At 44.2% G+C, this 17,899-nt stretch carries 12 protein-coding genes; 6 read left to right on the top strand and 6 right to left on the bottom strand.

Features of this window, described 5'->3' with window-relative positions; all coding sequences use genetic code 11:
- Nucleotides 1-2: 2 nt before the first annotated feature.
- Nucleotides 3-3,281 (top strand): NosD domain-containing protein, encoded by a 3,279-nt coding sequence (locus MHUN_RS19690; protein ID WP_011447684.1) that lies wholly within the window; start codon nucleotides 3-5, stop codon nucleotides 3,279-3,281.
- A gap of 136 nt (nucleotides 3,282-3,417) precedes the next feature.
- Nucleotides 3,418-4,083, top strand: coding sequence for a hypothetical protein (locus MHUN_RS03390; protein ID WP_204223022.1), 666 nt, complete (start codon nucleotides 3,418-3,420; stop codon nucleotides 4,081-4,083).
- Nucleotides 4,084-4,130: 47 nt separating this feature from the next.
- Here the strand turns inward: MHUN_RS03390 and MHUN_RS03385 are convergent, their stop codons facing one another.
- Nucleotides 4,131-5,252, bottom strand: coding sequence for a response regulator (locus tag MHUN_RS03385; protein ID WP_048067253.1), 1,122 nt, complete (start codon nucleotides 5,250-5,252; stop codon nucleotides 4,131-4,133).
- A 329-nt stretch (nucleotides 5,253-5,581) separates the two neighbouring features.
- Between MHUN_RS03385 and MHUN_RS03380 the strand changes: the two genes are divergently transcribed.
- Nucleotides 5,582-6,838, top strand: a complete 1,257-nt coding sequence (locus MHUN_RS03380; RefSeq protein ID WP_011447681.1) for an ABC transporter substrate-binding protein — start codon at nucleotides 5,582-5,584, stop codon at nucleotides 6,836-6,838.
- Nucleotides 6,835-9,507, top strand: a complete 2,673-nt coding sequence (locus MHUN_RS17160) for a cache domain-containing protein (RefSeq protein WP_011447680.1) — start codon at nucleotides 6,835-6,837, stop codon at nucleotides 9,505-9,507. Before MHUN_RS03380 ends, MHUN_RS17160 begins: the two co-directional genes overlap by 4 nt.
- 36 nt (nucleotides 9,508-9,543) lie before the next feature.
- Here the strand turns inward: MHUN_RS17160 and MHUN_RS03370 are convergent, their stop codons facing one another.
- The 5 genes from MHUN_RS03370 to MHUN_RS03345 form a co-directional block, all read right to left on the bottom strand.
- Nucleotides 9,544-10,191 carry a 3'-5' exonuclease gene (locus tag MHUN_RS03370; protein ID WP_011447679.1) on the bottom strand — a complete coding sequence of 216 codons (648 nt, stop codon included), beginning with the start codon at nucleotides 10,189-10,191 and terminating at the stop codon, nucleotides 9,544-9,546.
- Between the two features lie 46 nt (nucleotides 10,192-10,237).
- Complete coding sequence (locus MHUN_RS03365; protein ID WP_011447678.1) at nucleotides 10,238-10,915, bottom strand: potassium channel family protein; 678 nt, start codon at nucleotides 10,913-10,915, stop codon at nucleotides 10,238-10,240.
- Entirely contained in the window at nucleotides 10,915-11,574 is a 660-nt protein-coding gene (locus MHUN_RS03360) for a potassium channel family protein (RefSeq protein ID WP_011447677.1), read from the bottom strand. The genes MHUN_RS03365 and MHUN_RS03360 overlap by 1 nt, the downstream gene beginning before the upstream one ends.
- Nucleotides 11,571-14,366: a cation-translocating P-type ATPase gene (locus MHUN_RS03355; RefSeq protein ID WP_011447676.1), complete on the bottom strand. Its 2,796-nt coding sequence runs from the start codon at nucleotides 14,364-14,366 to the stop codon at nucleotides 11,571-11,573. Before MHUN_RS03355 ends, MHUN_RS03360 begins: the two co-directional genes overlap by 4 nt.
- 631 nt (nucleotides 14,367-14,997) lie before the next feature.
- On the bottom strand, nucleotides 14,998-15,228 hold the full coding sequence (locus tag MHUN_RS03345) for a YwbE family protein (protein ID WP_011447675.1): 231 nt from the start codon (nucleotides 15,226-15,228) through the stop codon (nucleotides 14,998-15,000).
- Between the two features lie 165 nt (nucleotides 15,229-15,393).
- Between MHUN_RS03345 and MHUN_RS03340 the strand changes: the two genes are divergently transcribed.
- Both MHUN_RS03340 and MHUN_RS03335 read left to right on the top strand, forming a co-directional pair.
- On the top strand, nucleotides 15,394-15,990 hold the full coding sequence (locus tag MHUN_RS03340) for an acetate uptake transporter (RefSeq protein WP_011447674.1): 597 nt from the start codon (nucleotides 15,394-15,396) through the stop codon (nucleotides 15,988-15,990).
- 88 nt (nucleotides 15,991-16,078) lie between these two features.
- Nucleotides 16,079-17,863 (top strand): SLC13 family permease, encoded by a 1,785-nt coding sequence (locus MHUN_RS03335; protein WP_011447673.1) that lies wholly within the window; start codon nucleotides 16,079-16,081, stop codon nucleotides 17,861-17,863.
- The last annotated feature ends 36 nt before the right edge of the window (nucleotides 17,864-17,899 follow it).

Below are 17,899 nucleotides of genomic sequence, written 5' to 3'. Positions count from 1 at the left end.
GGATGTGGTCAGGGAAGAGTCTGTGCATTCTTCTTATTATTGCATTAATAGCAGGAGGGACTCACTGCTATGCGGATGGAGAGGATTTCAGTGAGGGGGGGTTTGCTCCCTTGTCACTTCAATGGCAGAAGATAACAGAATCTGAGAATACCTCAGCAGACAGCCAATATTGCTGCGGAAGCGGGCCGCTTCGGGAGAGCCCCGTGGATCTCTCCCACCTGATAGGAAAGAAGATTCGAAGTCTGTCAATTCTGGCAGATTATCCATCAAAATTTGATCTTCGGGATTCAAAACGGGTCCCTGCTATCCGTGACCAGGGGCAGAGCGGGAGCTGCTGGGATTTTGCTGCAGTAAAATCTCTTGAATCATCTCTTCTTCCTGAAGTTGCCAAAGATTTTTCTGAAAACAACCTGAAAAACCATGTCTCTATATATGATCCGGAAGGGTTCGACTTTGCCGATGGGGGAAATGATCTCATGGCTGCCGCCTATTTCCTTCGGGGTTCTGGGCCGGTACCGGAAAAACTTGACCCATATAATCCGTATTCTTTTATTTCACCCCAGAATCTCCCGGTAGAGACACGGGTCAGCGATGTTCCGATGATACCCGGACGCTCCGGTCCGACCGATAATGAAAATGTAAAATGGGCTCTGGTGAATCTTGGCTGTCTTTACTCAACTATCCTCTATGATGACCAGTACTTCAATACCGGAACAAATGGGTATTATAATCCTGATGGAACAACCCCCAACCATGCGATCTCCATAATCGGCTGGGATGATACCTATCCTGCATCGAATTTTAATACTGAACCGGCAGGAGACGGGGCATTTATCTGTGCAAACAGCTGGGGTACAAACTGGGGAGATAAAGGGTTCTTTTATATCTCATATTACGACACTCTGATTGCAAAGCGGATCTCTGCATTTACTGCAGCAACCGACAATACTGACGGTAGTTATGGCTATGACACATTAGGCTGGGTAAACAGTTTCGGATTTGGATTTGCCGATGCCTCTGCTGCAAATGTTTTCACTGCTGATGCTGATATCGAGGTTACGAGTGCCGGGTTTTACATCCCACAGGTCGGTACCAGTGTTACCGCATCAGTATATCTCAATCCAGATAATGGACCGGTAGGAAGCGCTCCGGTGGCAACGTCAAATGGTGAAGTATATCAGATTCCCGGGTACCACTCACTGCAATTTGATCTCCCGGTAAAGGTAAAGAAAGGTGAGAAATTCTCTATAGTTGTTGATTTTAACACCCCGGACTATGGATTTCCTATCCCGGTTGAATATCCGGTGCCAGGGTACAGCAGCAAAGCGACTGCACAGCCTGGACAGAGTTATGTGAAAACATCCACTGGAAAATGGTCTGATCTGACAACCTGGGATCCTCAGGGGAATGCATGTATTCGGGCAGGATACCGGCTTATTTCCGGGCCAAAAGCAGATTTTTACGCAGAACCAACCAGTGGGAGTGCACCGCTGACGGTAACGTTCCATGATATCTCAACCGGAAACCCTGAACGCTGGCTCTGGCAATTTGGTGACGGCGCTACTTCTACTGAGCAAAATCCCATCCATACTTATACCTATAACGGAGTATACTCCGTCACCCTCACAAGTGATACCCCGGCCGGAGAATCTATGATGGTTAAGAAGAATTATATAACCGTCTCCGAACCGACAAAGATAATCGTTCCCGATGACCATTCGCTTATTCAGGAAGCGATCAACACCGCTCCACCAGGATCGGCGATTCTCGTCAGATATGGGTATTATCCTGAAAAATTGACTATAAACAAACCGATAACCCTTATCGGAGAGAGCAGTTCCGATGGACAAAAACCGATCATTGATGCACAATTTACCGGAACACCAGTCAGCATCACTGCCGCCGGAGTAACGGTTGAGAACTTTTCCCTGACAGGAGCATGGTCTGAAACTGCCATCCGCCCTGGTGTTGCAGTCAGAGGGAATAAAGCGGTTATCAGGAATAACTGGATCTTTGAGAATTACGCAGGAGTAAGGTTTGAAAGTGTTGTCGGAGGAATTCTTGATGGAAACATCATCTGGAACTCAACCAGCAATGCAATCTACGGAGAGTCCAGTTCATATCTTGATATATCAAATAACACCGTTGTCTGGACAAAAGATTCATCAGCGGTCAGGCTTGTATCTGCATACAACTCCGTTCTCAAAGGCAATGCAATCGCAGAAAATAAAAAAACGGGACTTTCTGTTACCGGAACGGGGATGACCATCTATGATAATTACCTGAATAATTCCCAAAATGTTGCACTGACACCAGATACGAAAGTTACCTGGAATATTCCAAAGACAACCGGACCAAATATTGTTCTTGGCCCGTATATCGGCGGTAATTTCTGGGCTACACCGGATGGAACCGGATTTTCAGAGACGCACAAAGATGAAAACGGCGATGGTTTTTGTGATGAGGTCTACCGGATTGGGGGAGACAATGTAGATGAACTACCGCTCGCTATTCCCGATTCCGTGCCTCCATCAGCATCATTTGAGGCTGAACCAAGGACCGGGAGTCTGCCACTGACTGTCCAGTTCAGAGATACCTCACTCGGCACCATTGAGAGCTGGCTCTGGGATTTCGGAGATGGTACGTCCTCATCCGAGCAGCACCCCGTTCATGTATACGAGAACATTGGATCATATAATGTAAACCTGACAGTTACCGGCCCGAAAGGGAGTGATGCCGAATTAAAACTCTCATATATCACGGTCACCGGCACCGGAAACAAATATATCTTGACCTTGATGCCTGGCTGGAATTTCTTCACTCCTCCAAAATCACTCTCACCAGGAAGTGATACTGCCGCACTATTTGGATCCATAGAAACCAGCGGGCACTCAATATTCGAATTTCCAAACCAGACATGGGGCTGGACAAAAGTAAACAGGGATACAGTTCTGCATCCGGTGACGGGGTACTGGATTTACTCCAAGAACCGGGTGGACACAACTCTCTGGCTAGATCCGGTTAGTGGCGGGAAGAAAACGGTTGAACCTGGATGGAACGCTATCGGATCTCCGGGAATCGGACCGATTAAAGCTAAGGATGTAATGAGTACTCTGGGGGACAGCTGGACATATCTCATTGGATATGATGAGAGTATGCAAAAATACGAGGACGTGATAATCAGGAAGGGCTCAGGGATTCATTCGGATGACCGCCTTCTCAAATCAGGACATGGATACTGGCTTTATGCGACCGGGGCGGGAGATATCTATGCTGCCTAACCTTTTTTCTCTGGGAAGAAATACTCATCAGGAAATAAGATGATACACATAACAGATGATTTCTAACAGAAACTGGTTGATATTGTTTGCTCTCTCCTTATGCTGTTCATCATTCCTTCTTTTTCTTCTTCATTATATGATCTTTCATGATATTCATCATATTCTTATCTATACCATCCATGACCTTGCTTTCCTTCCATTAGAAGTCCTTCTTGTTACCCTGATTTTACATCAGATGCTTGAGTACCGGGCCATGAAGAATAAACTCAATAAACTGAACATGGTAATCGGAGTATTTTTTTCAGAGATCGGAACTCCGCTGCTCAGGTATTTTTCTGAACATGACAGGGATCATACAGAAAAGATAACTTTTTTTTCATCGATGAAAACATGGGATACACCACAATATCAAAAAAAACAAAAAGAGATAATGAACCTGCCTTGTTCGATCACCATCACCTGTACGGAACTGATTCCCCTGCGAAATCTTCTGGTGATGAAAGAAGAACTCCTGGTTAGAATGCTCCAAAACCCGGTGCTTTTAGAACACGAATCTTTCACCGATGTATTGCAGGCAGTTTTTCACCTGACCGAAGAACTTAAGCACCGGGGAGAGTGTACAAACCTACCCGAAAGTGATGTGGATCATGTTTCGGGGGATATTACCCGGGCATATTCGATGATGATCCCGGTCTGGCTCTCATATCTCGCACATCTGAAAATTCATTATCCTTATTTGCATTCTCTCGCAGTACGGACAAATCCATTTACCGAAACCGAGGATGTGATTATCAGGGAATGAAAATTCCAAAGAGCTTTATGGTAAGGAAAAAAACTCAATTTATCTGTTTAGGTTTTTTCAAATCTGCCGGCTGGTTCAATGGAGATAACAACTATCTCCTGAACCATCTGTGTTTCAGGGTCCAGAACCGGGCTGTATGTCCTGATAAAGATTCGGGTATCTTCGGTATATCGTTCACAAACTGATTGTTTTGTACTGATGACCTTTTGGATATGAGATTCAAATCGATCGGTTGCTGCTTTATCATGGTAATCCCCATAATAAGTCCCGATATATTCTCCGGTAATCCCCAGCCTTTTCTGGTGATGGGAATTCATAAATTTATACCTGCATTCAGGATCGACGGAATACACCGAGTCCTGCATGGCTTCAACAAGTATTTTATAATGTTCTTCTAGGGTGCTGACCGTCTTTTCAAGCGTCCGGGTATGAGTGATATCAGTAGAAATTACCGTAGCTGCAATGGTGAGATCAAGGATTTCATTCCTGACCGGGCTGATGGTTCTGACAAACCACCTATCACCTTTTCTATATTCGTCATGAACCGGTCTGCTCTCTTCGATAACCTCTTTAATAAGGTTTAAAAAATGTCCGGTTTCTTCATCTGAATGAAGATCTTGATAATAATAATTATGAAAATCCTGGTCACTGATTCCAAGACGGGCTTTGTGATGAGAGTTCATGAAAAGATATTTTCCCCTCTTGTCAACCATGTAGATAGAATCCTGAGTACATTCTACAAGGGTTTTATAATTTGTTTCAGACTGGATGAGGGCTTCTTCTATCCTCTTTCTCATGACAGCCTGATGAATCATATTCCGAAGCTCGGCAAACTGGACTTTTGGTTCAGATCCTTTCTGAAGGTAAAAATCAGCCCCTGAATTTAATGCCTCAATAACAATATCTTCCCGACTTCTTCCGGTAAAGATGATGAAGGGTTTTTCAAGTCCCATCCTCTTGATGGTTTTTAAAAATTCTATCCCATCCATCTGGGGCATTTCATAATCAGAGACAATGGCATCATATTTATGCTCACGGAGCATTTCTATCGCAGTTATAGCAGATGTGCTGGTTTCAACTACGATGTCCCCACCCTTTTCAAGAAAAATCCGGGTTATATCCAGAAGTTCTTCCTGATCATCAACAAGCAGAATTTTAATGACTGTCATATATGCAAAGAGGGATGTTCCTGATCCAAAGAAAGACAACCGTCCATTATTTGTGAGATTGTAATGTATGATTGTACTTCCCACATAAAAAAAGGATTGGATATGTCAACCATTATGCAAATAATTAAATACAGAATGATGAAAAGTTACTGAAATAATTCAGAGAGTGTGCATAATATGATGCACATTAGGTGTACAGGTCATGGACCAATCTATTTTTCAAGTGGATGATACCATTACGTTCAGTAGGCATGGCACGATATTTCAGACACCCCTATGTTGTTTGAATATATACATATACTTTATTCGTCGATTATCATTCATACCCAATGAAACGAAGACTGGATCCAGATTCCCGGATACCATGGTACTACCCGGTTTTACTGTGTTTATTCATTATATGCACTATTCTGTCATGCGGGTGTGTTGAAGAAAAATCTCCGGTAATAAACAAAACCATCACTATCGGTATACTCCTTCCATTGACCGGTGAACTGGCCGGACGTGGAAATGAATGCCTGAACGGCTCCATTCTGGCTATTGAAGAGATCAATAAAAACGGAGGGATTCGATCCAAAGAAGGACGATTGCTCAGATATATCATTGCTGACTCAAAAGGAAATGCAACCATTGGTGCGATGAAAACGAAAGAATTTATCCTGAATCACACGGTAACTGCACTCGTCGGGGCATATCAAAGTAATGTGGCCATCGCTGCTACACAGATTGCAGAGCAATATCAAACTCCTTTCATGGTAAATACGGGAATATCTGATGTCATTATTGAGAGAGGATATTCCTATACATTCAGAATTATTCCCACAGTCGATGATTATGCACATACCAAAGTCGAGTTTCTTGAATCCATGAACCGAAGATTAATTAATCCGATAAAAACTGTTGCACTCATTTATGAAAATACGGCCTTTGGAACCAGTGCAGCCATCGCTGAACATAAATTTTTGAAGAGAGGGGGATTTACCATTCCCATTGATACCAGCTATGTTGCAGCAGATGTGGACAATTATCTTGAAGAGATCAGAAGAACTGTTCGGGAAAAACCTGATGCAATTTTTACGACAACATATCTGAAAGATGGAATAATCATCAGCAGAGAATTAAAAAATGCAGGTTTTACCGGACCTGTGATATATTCAGGTGGAGGAACCATTTCACAAGCGTTTATAGATGCTCTCGGCCCTGATGCTGAAGGCATCTATTCAGTATCTGAATTAGTATATTCTCTAACGGCAGTCCGTGACTTAAATAAACGATACTATGCACGATTCGGCGTGAACCTTTCTGGTGCCTCCGCTCATACCTACCAGACAATACTGGTACTCAGTGATGCATTGGAAAGGGCTGCATCTTTAGAGAGTGAAGATATCCGAACTGCATTATCAGAGACGAATATTACTTCCGATCAGGATATTCTCATCCCAGATGATTATATCTCCTTCAGCTCTGAGGGACAGAATGAATATTCTAGATTAACAATGATGCAGGTACAGAATGGATCATGGACAACAGTATGGCCTGATACATATGCAGAATCAACCCAGGCCACGAACCCTGACAAACCATGACGTACCCAACATCACCCCATACCATCCCTTATCTGCAACGGATTACAACCCGGACCATACTGAGTATAGTTCTTCTTGTAATCCTTATGGTTATGATCGTCGGCTGTGGAGTTATCTGGATAGCATATTCAGAGCAGGGGAATACTATCCATTTGACCCAGAAGAAAACAGCTGAAGAAGTAAGTCTGATAATTTCATACTACTTTTCAAATCTGGCTGATAATCTAATGCTTTTATCCACCAGTTCACATTTTTCAACCTTATCCATCAAAGAACAAAAGGAAGTTCTTATTGACCTCCTCAATGACAAGAGAAAATTGTATCATGAATGCACCGTGTTGACTCCTGACGGAAAAGAGGTTTTAAAATTATCACGTTTTTATACCTACATGCCAGATGAACTTGGTAATCGTTCAACAGAATCGTTATTTAACCGTGCCCTAAAAGGAGAAACGGTCATTTCACCCATCTATGTATTCCCCCAAACAGGTTTAATCTCCGTTGATATTGCAATACCGGTTTCGGATCATCAGGGAGCAATTACTCATGTTCTTATAGGAACTGCCAGCGTTTTGCCATTATGGTCAGAGATAGAGAAGATTGATCTTGGAAACAGCGGGTATGTATATATTGTTGATAAAGAGGGTAAGTTTGTTGCCTATCAGAAGATATCTGATATACTGGACCGTTATGGCTCATTAATGACTGCATATCCACCGGTGCAGGATGTTATTTCAGAAAAATCTGAAAGGACTAATATTTCACCATATATCGGATTAAAAGGAGAGGAGGTGATCGGATCATATGCCGATATAGAAGGAACAGACTGGGCAGTGATTATTGAACTTTCCACAACTGAAGCATTTGAAAATATTCTCCGGATGATTCATGTAACCATTGCAGCTCTTATTATCGGGGCGCTCTTTTCAGGCCTTCTTGGTTATGTCCTCTCCCGGTATCTGACCGACCCGGTACTCAACCTTACCTTTACCGTTTCAAAGATCGGGCAGGGAAATCTGGTGACAGACATTCATGAAATTACCCGTACTGATGAGATAGGCATTCTTGCCCGTGGAATCGAACAGATGCAGAAGAACCTCAGGGAATCATACCTTGACCTTGAATTACGAATTTCAGAATTAACGCTGGCCAGAGAGAAACTCCGTATTTCAGAGGAACAGTACAGGACAATATTTGAACACTCAGAAAATCCCCTGATTCTTGTAGAAAAAGATTTTTCCATCTCACTCATAAATAAAAAATTTGAGGAGTTATGGGGATATTCACAAGATGAAGTGATTGGGCAGAAGAAATGGGTGGAGTTTGTTGCAGATCCTGAAGAACGAAACCGGATGATTGAGTACAACAAGAGACGGCAGGCAGGAGAAAAGGACATCCCATCGCTTTATAATTTCAGATTCAAAACCCGATACGGAGAGATCAGGGATATCATGATCAGTGTTACCCAGATGCCGGGAACAGGTCAGACTCTTGCAACTCTCGTCGATGTTACCGAACAGAAGAGATTTGAACAGGAACTCATTCAAAAAAATTCTGATTTACATGAGGCATATGAAAAGTTAGCAGCAAATGAGGAGGAACTGAGAGAGAGTTACAACACCCTCGCAACATTTGAGCAGGAACTTCGGATGAGCGAACAAAAATACCGGAATATTGTAGAAGATCAGACAGAACTCATTCTCCGGTTCACACCACAAAGAAAAATTATCTTTGTTAATGATGCTTTCTGTTCTTTCTTCCAGTTAAATAGGGAAGATATCCTCCAGCAAGGAGGAGAGATCCAGGAAATTGAAGAATATCTTTCCGGGATTCTGAACCAAATCACCGCACTCTCATCTGATAACCCGGTGGCATTTTTTGAGTGTAGAATTTTCCAGCCTGATGGAGAGGAGAGATGGATCAATGGAACAATTCGGGGATTATTCGATGATTCAGGATCAATCACTGAATACCAGTCAGTCGCACGGGACATTTCAGATCGGAAAAAGGCTGAAGAAGCTTTAGAAAAAGCCAGGAATAAACTTACTCTTCTCAATGCCATCACTTTTGAAGACATAAGGAATTACATATTTACTCTGTCCGGATATTTGGAAGTGCAAAAAGATATGGTCTCTGACCCGGCTGTTCTGACACTCTTTGAGAAGGAGAAGAGTATTGTAAAAAAAGTATCCCAGTCTCTTGAATTTGCAAAGGATTATCAGGATATGGGAATCAAACCTGCATACTGGCAGAATGTTCTGCAGGTATACCTCTATGCAATTTCACACCTCGATCTCACCCATATTGAACGGGTTGAAGAGATAAAAGGAGTTTTTATGTATGCTGATCCCCTTCTTGAAAAAGTCTTCTTCAATCTGGCCATGAATCTGGTCATTCATGGGAAAAATACAGTTACAAGACTCCATCTATATACAGAAATGCAAGGAAACGATCTTAAAATTATTTTTGAAGATAATGGACAGGGAATTCCTGATGAACAGAAGGAAACACTGTTCCAACGAAGAAATGACTTGAAAAAAGGTATGGGATTATATTTTGTTCGGGAAGTACTGGCAATCACCGGTATCAGGATTCAGGAGACAGGGGTATTTGGTCAGGGAGCACGGTTTGAATTGATCGTTCCGTATGGAAAATACAGATTTGAATAACTGGTTAATTTTTTCCGGAATCATTGGGAAATCAGGTCAATAATACGGATTATTCCTTCTTTTCTTCCATTTCATCTCTTTTGGATCAGGTTTTGTCCAGAGTTCCTGAAAAAGACCACGGTTTTTGAGCTCGAGGTAACACCGCATACATGCCCTTACATCAGCACTTGCATCATGAGCATGTTCAAATGGTTCTTCAAACAGAAACTGGTGAAGTTCAGAGAGTGACGGCCACTTATATCCTCTTCTTCCCCCTTTTGCGGGTAATTTACAGACTTCTGTCGACGTTTTCATGGTACAATGATAGGGAAGTTTCAGGATAGGTGCGTTCAGTTTTGCACGTGAATATTCAGATGTCACAATGCTCCGGTCAAATGAGACATTATGACCGACCAGGACATCTGCCTGCTTGATTGATTCTGAAAATACTGAAAGGACCTCAAGTACCGGTTTTCCTTCCTCTCTGGCACGCTCATTGGTAATGCCATGAATCTCCATGGAGGAAGAAGGAATAACAAACCCGTCCGGATAGATAAGATAATTCTCCTCTGTGATAATGGTTTCACCATCAGTCAGAATCCATGCCAGCTGAACCATACGTGGCCAGTATTCAGGATAATGGAAGGGATCTTTCTCCTCTCTGGGAAGTCCAGTGGATTCTGTATCAAAAATCAGATATTTCATGTATAGTAATGTACCTGCCAGGTGATGAACAGATAGGAACTGATAATCATCCGGAGGGGTCCTGAAGTACCTGTCTTACCTGCGCAGTTACCGATTCATGAGCAACGGTGAGGACCTCATCTCCCGGATGAAGAACGATATTCCCACGTGGGATAACCAGTTTATGATCCCTGATGATAGCAGACAGGACACATTCCTGTGGGAGGTGGAGATCTTTAATCGCTTTGCCTGATGCGGCCGATCCACTGGTCACGATGTGTTCTACAAGGGAGTATTCACCGGTCCGGAGTTTGAGCATTGTCATCATATCACCGACGGTCATCTCCCGTGCAATCAGATGAGCCATCAGATCTGCCTGATTCACCATGACATCAACACCCATCTCTCTGGTAAAAAGCCAGGCATTTTTCGGGATGTTTACCCGGGCGATAGTCCTTTTCACCCTGAACTCAAATTTTGCAAGGCTTGCTATGACCAGGTTCATCTCGTCATGTCTGGTGACTGCCGCAACCACATTGACATTTTTTATTCCGGCAGCTATGAGGGCTTGTGGATCGGTCGGATCTCCTTTGACCAGGTGACCCTCTTGAAATTCCTGTTCGAGTTTATGATAATCTTCTGGTGCTCCTTCAAGGATGGTAACAATATTACCGTTGGAAATCAGGATCTTTGCAAGATAGGTCCCGACCTTACCCCCACCGGCAATCAATACAGAAAGACTCATTATCCACCTCCGACGGTCCGCATTTCATTCTTTAACCGGTCAACAGCCCGCTCTTCCACGGCAATGTGAACCACATCACCTTTTTCCAGTGTAGTTCCAAGGGTTGGAATGCTGGTCTTCCCCTTCCTGGTCAGTGACAAGACAATGATCTCACCCGGGACAGTCAGATCCTTCACCTGATGTCCGGCAAGGAGCGGAGGAATATCATATCTGACTATGCCTACTTCTCCATCTCCGATTCCATGAATAATATCAAGAGTTGAAAATGTCAGAAGTTCTGATATCCGTTCTATACCAAGAGTTACATTGGTGACCGTCTCAATACCCAATTTATGATACAGCTCTGCATATCGGGGATCATGAGTTCGGGCAATCACCTTTGGAACCCGGTACATCTGTTTTGCCGCACGGGCGACGACAATATTCACTGCATCATTTCCGGTTACTGCGGCAAGTCCATCTGCCTTTTCTACCCCACTCATCGTAAATGATTTTTTGTCCATGGCATCATGTTCTATTATCATTCCGGAAAATCCTGCCCCAAGACGGTCAAATGCCCGGTGATCATGATCCACTACCGTAATTTCATGATGTGACCGTACAAGACGCATGGCAAGTCCTGACCCCATACGGCCACATCCGATGATGATTATCTTCATGCTATCCCTCCTGATGGATTATTCACTCCCTTTTTCTTTTCAATCATACGAATAACTCCCTTTCTGAACTCCTCTGCCAGTAACAAGACTGGTGCCCAGGCAAACAGAAACAGCCAGTTCTCTACCGGGAAGGGAGCTGTTCCGATTATTTCCTGGAAAAACGGAATATAGAGAACGATGATAATAATGATGAGTTCACTGACAATACCAGCCCAAACCATTCTGTTTGTAAAAAACCCGATTTTAAGAATAGAACTTCGTTCAGTTCGGTGTGCAAGGACATTACCAATCTGGGTGGTCACAACCGCTGCAAGAGCCATTCCTACTGCTGAGTGATAGAGAGGGCCTTGTGCAGGCAGGTCGAAAATTCTTCCCCAGTATCCGTTCGTCCAGTACTGATATAAAAAGGCAGACATCACGGCAAGGCTCTGTATCGGTCCAAGCCAGAGATAGGACCGAAATAGGAGTGACCGGGTGATGACATGCTCTCTCAAATTTCTGGGTGGTTTATCCATAATCCCCGGCTCAGGCGGTTCTGACCCAAGGGCAAGGGCAGGAACGAGATCGGTTCCAAGATCGATGGTAAGAATCGGCATCACATCCAGAGCCAGCGGGATTCTTCCCTTACTGAATGCAAACAGGATGAACGGAACCGCCTCAGGGGTATTACTGGTGAAGATGTAACCGGTGAACTTCTTAATATTAGCGTAGACCGCCCTGCCTTCCTCTATAGCATTGACAATGGATGCAAAGTTATCATCAGTAAGAACCATGTCAGCAGCCTCTTTCGCTACATCAGTCCCGGATATTCCCATTGCAACCCCAATATCCGCTTTTTTCAAAGCAGGTGCATCATTCACCCCATCCCCGGTAACTGCAACAATTTCTCCAGTTTCCCGCAAGACTTCAACTACCCTGAGCTTATGCTCAGGGGTAACCCGAGCAAAGATGACCTCCCCTGACAAAGCCTGTTTTAAGTCATTATTGTCCATCTGATCAAGTTCTACCCCGGTGATGATACGGGGGGTATCACTAGTTATTATTCCAATACGACGGGCAATACTTTTAGCTGTAAGCCCATAATCGCCGGTTATCATGATAATCCGGATACAGGCACGATGACATTTTTTCACGGCCAATGCAACTTCAGGACGGGGGGGATCCATCATGGCAACAAGGCCGAGGAATGTCATGTCATGCTCCACGTCTTCAGCATTTTCCGGAGTAACATCGCCGTGGATATTTTTCCGGGCAATCCCCAGAACACGAAGTCCCTGCTCGGCAAAGGAGTCATTCACCTCCATGATTCTGGCCCGTTTCTCCCCGGTTAACAAAACGGGTTCTCCATTCTCCATCACCATTGAAGAGATGTCAAGGACTGCCTTTGGAGCACCTTTCAGGTAACAGATGAGATCGTTCTCTGCAAGGTGCAGGGTACTCATGCATTTTCGTCTGGAGTCAAAGGGAAATTCCCGAACCCGTGGGAATCGGTGGCTCTCCTCTTCATAATATACTCCTGACTTTTCTGCTGCGACAAGGATGGCAGCTTCAGTTGGATCACCAAGAATATTCCATTGGGGATTTGCAGAATCCGGAGCAAGAAGCCGTGCATTTGAACAGAGAACACCGGCTATGAACAATTCTCTGAGAGCATCCATATTCTTCTGATTCGCCGGTTCGTCAGGAGTAATCTCACCTTCGGGGCCATAGCCGACTCCGGTCACCGAAAAGAAAGAACCAGGGATCCATATCCGGGTAATGGTCATCTCATTCTGAGTCAGGGTCCCGGTTTTATCAGTGCAGATGACACTGGTACAGCCCAGAGTCTCCACCGCTGATAATCGTTTGATCAGGGCATTTCGTTTAGCCATCCGTTGCGAACCCCGTGCAAGCGCAAGGGTGACTGTCGGGAGTAAACCTTCAGGAACGAATGCAACAATCATGCCGAGAGCAAAAATAAAACTTTCAGCAAGGGTGACGGTTGTCAGAGTCATGAGCATGATGAAAAAGAGAATCCCGATACTGACCGCAACAATGGTGACCATCCTGGTGACATGCACCATCTCCTGCTGCAGGGGACTTTTCTCCTCTTCTATCCCCTGGGTGAGATGAGCAACCTTTCCAAATTCGGTGGTCATACCTGTGGTTGTGACTATTGCAAGCCCAGTCCCTGACACAACATTGGTTCCTGCAAAGACCAGATTCTGATACTCAATCTTTGAGATATCAGTCTCATATGACGGATCAGCAGTCTTCTTTACCGGATGGGACTCACCCGTTAATGTGGACTGATCAATCCTGAGTTCTGATGCTTCCACCAGCCGGCCATCTGCAGAGATATGATCCCCCTCTGCAAGGACCATGAGGTCACCGGGAACCAGATCTTCGGCTGCAATCTCGATAGTGACACCATTCCGAATGACACGGACCTTTACGGGAAGTAGCTGCATCAGGGCATCCGCAGCCTTCTCAGCTCTAAACTCCTGCCAGAAGGAGAAAAGACCATTGATAATATTTACCATCCACACCGCTGCTGCGAGCTGGGGCATGTGTGCGATCAGTGCGACAATCCCACCGATCCACAGGAGGATTGCCATAAGATGCGTGAAGTTTGCGAAAAACCTAATATAGACCGATTTTTTCTTTGACTGGATCAGGGTATTTTTCCCATAAATAGTGAGACGGTGAAGACATTCAGTAGGATCGAGCCCGGAGGGGCCGGAAGAGTACCGGGAGTAGATCTCCTGAACTGATGCAGAATAGTCCTGCTCTGAATGCTCTTTTGGTACCATGAAATTCAAATGTGATAGAGACTGAGAAATTTTGGTTATCAGGTATATGCTGAATAATACCTCAGAGATAATAAAAGAACTGATTGTCTACTTGGCCTTATGTAAAAAATTGCGAATTTCGATAAAGCATCTTCAAAATTCTGAAAGTATCCTTTGGAAAGGAATGGAACTATCTCAATACATCATCTGGTCAGATATTACTCCTTTCACCGGCTCTACCCAGGTATAGGCATCAGATTATGTAACCCAACTCTAGAAATGGGTTATTTTTTATAAATAAAGATATTAAAAGATTTATTTGATTTTTAATATAAATTGTTACAATGAGATTAATGCTACAATAGCATTTATATCAGACTGCCCACAACCCCATTTAATCCTCATATCTTCATGAAAACACTCAATCAAAACTCTCTATTAACCTGATAATAGCGACCCAATATTGAATCCAACAGAGAGATTATATAAGGACCTCAGGATTATTCCATAGAGACATACGGTAGGAAGATGCCCTTGAGAATAGGCCTACATGTGGTTTTTATGAAATATATATTATCGGAAAAATTAAGGTTTAAGGTCAATATACTGTTTTCTTATCCGGATTTGATAGAACACGGACTCGGATAAATTTTCAGGGGCTATCCGGATGGATAAAACAAACCCTGCCGACATGACCAGACGTAAGCCTGACTTTAATCCCATGCGGATGAAATGATGAACCGGTTAAAATCTCTCTGACAATACCGCGAGTTTTCTTACCAGTTCGCTGATCCTGTTTCAGGATAATATCTACGGAAAGACCGGGTTTAATGTATTTCCGTTTTGTTCCGTTTCTATCTACAGAATTGATTGGGTCACTCACCTGCAACACCTATTGCACCATTCAGGATTCATATAAAAACCTCCCGTTTATTTGATGTACAGGGGCAAAAAACCTTCCAGGTACCACATCAAATACTCACCATATCCTCTTATACCTTACAGGATAATCACTCTTCAATCCGACCAGATTACTATAGGAGGCACTATGACACAAATCAGTGAAACAGGATCAATGATCGTCTCTGAACTTACTGCAAATCCTGCACCTCTCGGGCTTCTTGGTTTTGGTATGACAACCGTCCTGCTCAATCTGCATAATGCCGGATTATTTACGCTGGGATCCATGATATTGGCAATGGGACTATGTTATGGAGGAACTGCCCAGATTATTGCAGGACTTATGGAATGGAAGAAGAATAATACCTTTGGTATGACTGCATTTCTCTCCTACGGCCTTTTCTGGATATCCCTGGTGATGCTGCTCCTGTTACCGGCGGCAGATCTGGTGGACGGAACCGGAGGCAACATCGCCATGGCCTCATACCTTATCATATGGGGCATCTTCACCGGAATCATGTTCATCGGAACATTACGACTGAACAGAGCTTTGCAATTTGTCTTCGGCTCCCTGACCATCCTGTTCTTCCTCCTTGCTCTTGGTGATATCACCGGAATTGAGACTATCACACAGATTGCAGGAATTGAAGGAATTATCTGTGGGTTTTCAGCAATCTACACCGGACTTGCCCAGGTTCTGAATGAAGTGTACGGAAAGATCATCTGGCCGGTCTGGCCAGTATAATATCCATTTTCATACCATAACCAAATTAGTGTGCAAGAATAAAGGAATCAGAGATTTTTAGTTCCAATTATCACAACAGGTATAAGAAATGATGTCGGTAACAGCTGATCAGATAATCGTTTTTGTTATCCTCATCCTTTCTCTTGCTCTCTTTATCGATGGGAGAATGCGATATGACATCGTTGCTCTTCTTGCGTTGTGTGTATCCGCAATTCTGGGAGTAGTTCCCTGGACCCAGACATTTTCCGGTTTTGCAAATCCGGCAGTCATCACTGTAGCTGCAGTTCTGGTGATCAGCCGGGGACTTTTGAATGCCGGAGTGGTGGAGATGATTACAGGAGCTCTTATGAAGGTTGGAAAACGGCCAACCATCCAGGTCTCTGCACTCACCGGCCTTGTTATCACACTTTCAGGGTTCATGAATAACGTTGGAGCCCTTGCCCTGCTCATGCCGGTGGGAATTAAAATGGCACGATCCAGCCTGGTACCGGTTTCCATCCTTCTCCTCCCACTTGCATTTGGATCACAACTGGGCGGGATGATCACCCTTATTGGAACACCGCCAAACCTTATCATCTCAGCATTTCGGGAGGAACATCTCGGGCAGGCCTATGCCATGTTTGATTTTACCCCGGTGGGTCTTGGGGTTGCGTTCATCTCTTTCCTCTTTATCGCCCTGATCGGATGGCGACTGGTACCAAAACGAACCGGACCAGGTTCACTGGATGATTTTTTCACGATTCAAAATTATCTTACGGAGATACGGGTGCCACCTGAATCAAAATATGCCGGGAAGGCACTTCGGGAGATCATTAAGGCAACCAATGCAAAAATTACCATTATCCAGCTTATCCGGGGATCATTTGCACGACCGGTCCCGTACATGTATGAACGAATAAAAGCCGATGATATTCTGATAGTCCAGGCAGCTCTTGATGATCTGAAAAAATTTCTTCTTGCAACCGGGTTTCAACTTGAGGAACATGTCACGTTAGACCGGGAAACTATTGAATCTGGTGACAGGATTCTGATGGAGGGCACGATCAGGGCTGATTCTCCAGCTTTGGGTTTGAATGTGAGAGATATCGATCTCAGGGCAGGTTTCGGAATTAATCTTCTTGCAGTAGCAAGACAGGGAGTTCTTCTCAAGGAACGGCTCAATGATATCAGGTTTCAGGCCGGTGATGTCTTATTACTTCAGGGAACCGAGGGAGCACTTCGGGAAGCTATCAAAATTCTCGGGTGTTTCCCTCTTGCAGAGCGGGGCCTCAAGATTGGAGAGCCAAAGCGGATCATCGAATCCGTCGGTATCTTTGCCGGTACAATCGTGATTGCAGCTCTCGGGATTGTTCCGGTTCAGGTCATCTTTACTCTTGCTGCATTGCTGATGGTCCTCATTTCCCTTGTTCCGGTCAGGGAGATTTACGAGAGTATTGACTGGCCGGTGATCATCCTTCTTGGTGCATTTATTCCGGTTGGTCAGGCCATGGAGGAGACCGGCGGAGCAGAACTGATAGCATCAACGTTGTTATCATTTCAGAATCTTCTTTCACCGGTGATCCTGCTTACAATTATCCTTATCGTGACCATGCTGCTTTCAGCCCTCATCAATAATGCCGCAACTGCCGTCCTGATGGCTCCGATATCATTTAGTATTGCAACCGGTCTTGGGGTTTCGCCGGATCCCTTCCTGATGGCTATCGTGGTTGGAGCCTCCAGTGCTTTCCTGACTCCGGTGGGTCATCAGTCGAATGCTTTGGTTATGGGTCCGGCCGGGCTCAAATTCGGGGATTATTGGAAACTCGGGCTACCGCTCGAGATAGTAATGGTTATTGTTTCGATTCCGGTGATACTTCATTTCTGGCCAATGTGAAGGGTATTAAGAGATCCGTATTTATTTCAGGCAGAT

The sequence above is a fragment of the Methanospirillum hungatei JF-1 genome, assembly GCF_000013445.1.
Taxonomy (GTDB): Archaea; Halobacteriota; Methanomicrobia; order Methanomicrobiales; family Methanospirillaceae; genus Methanospirillum; species Methanospirillum hungatei.
The sequence above is the reverse complement of the archived record's forward strand: the minus strand, read 5'-3'. Positions and strand labels throughout refer to the sequence as shown.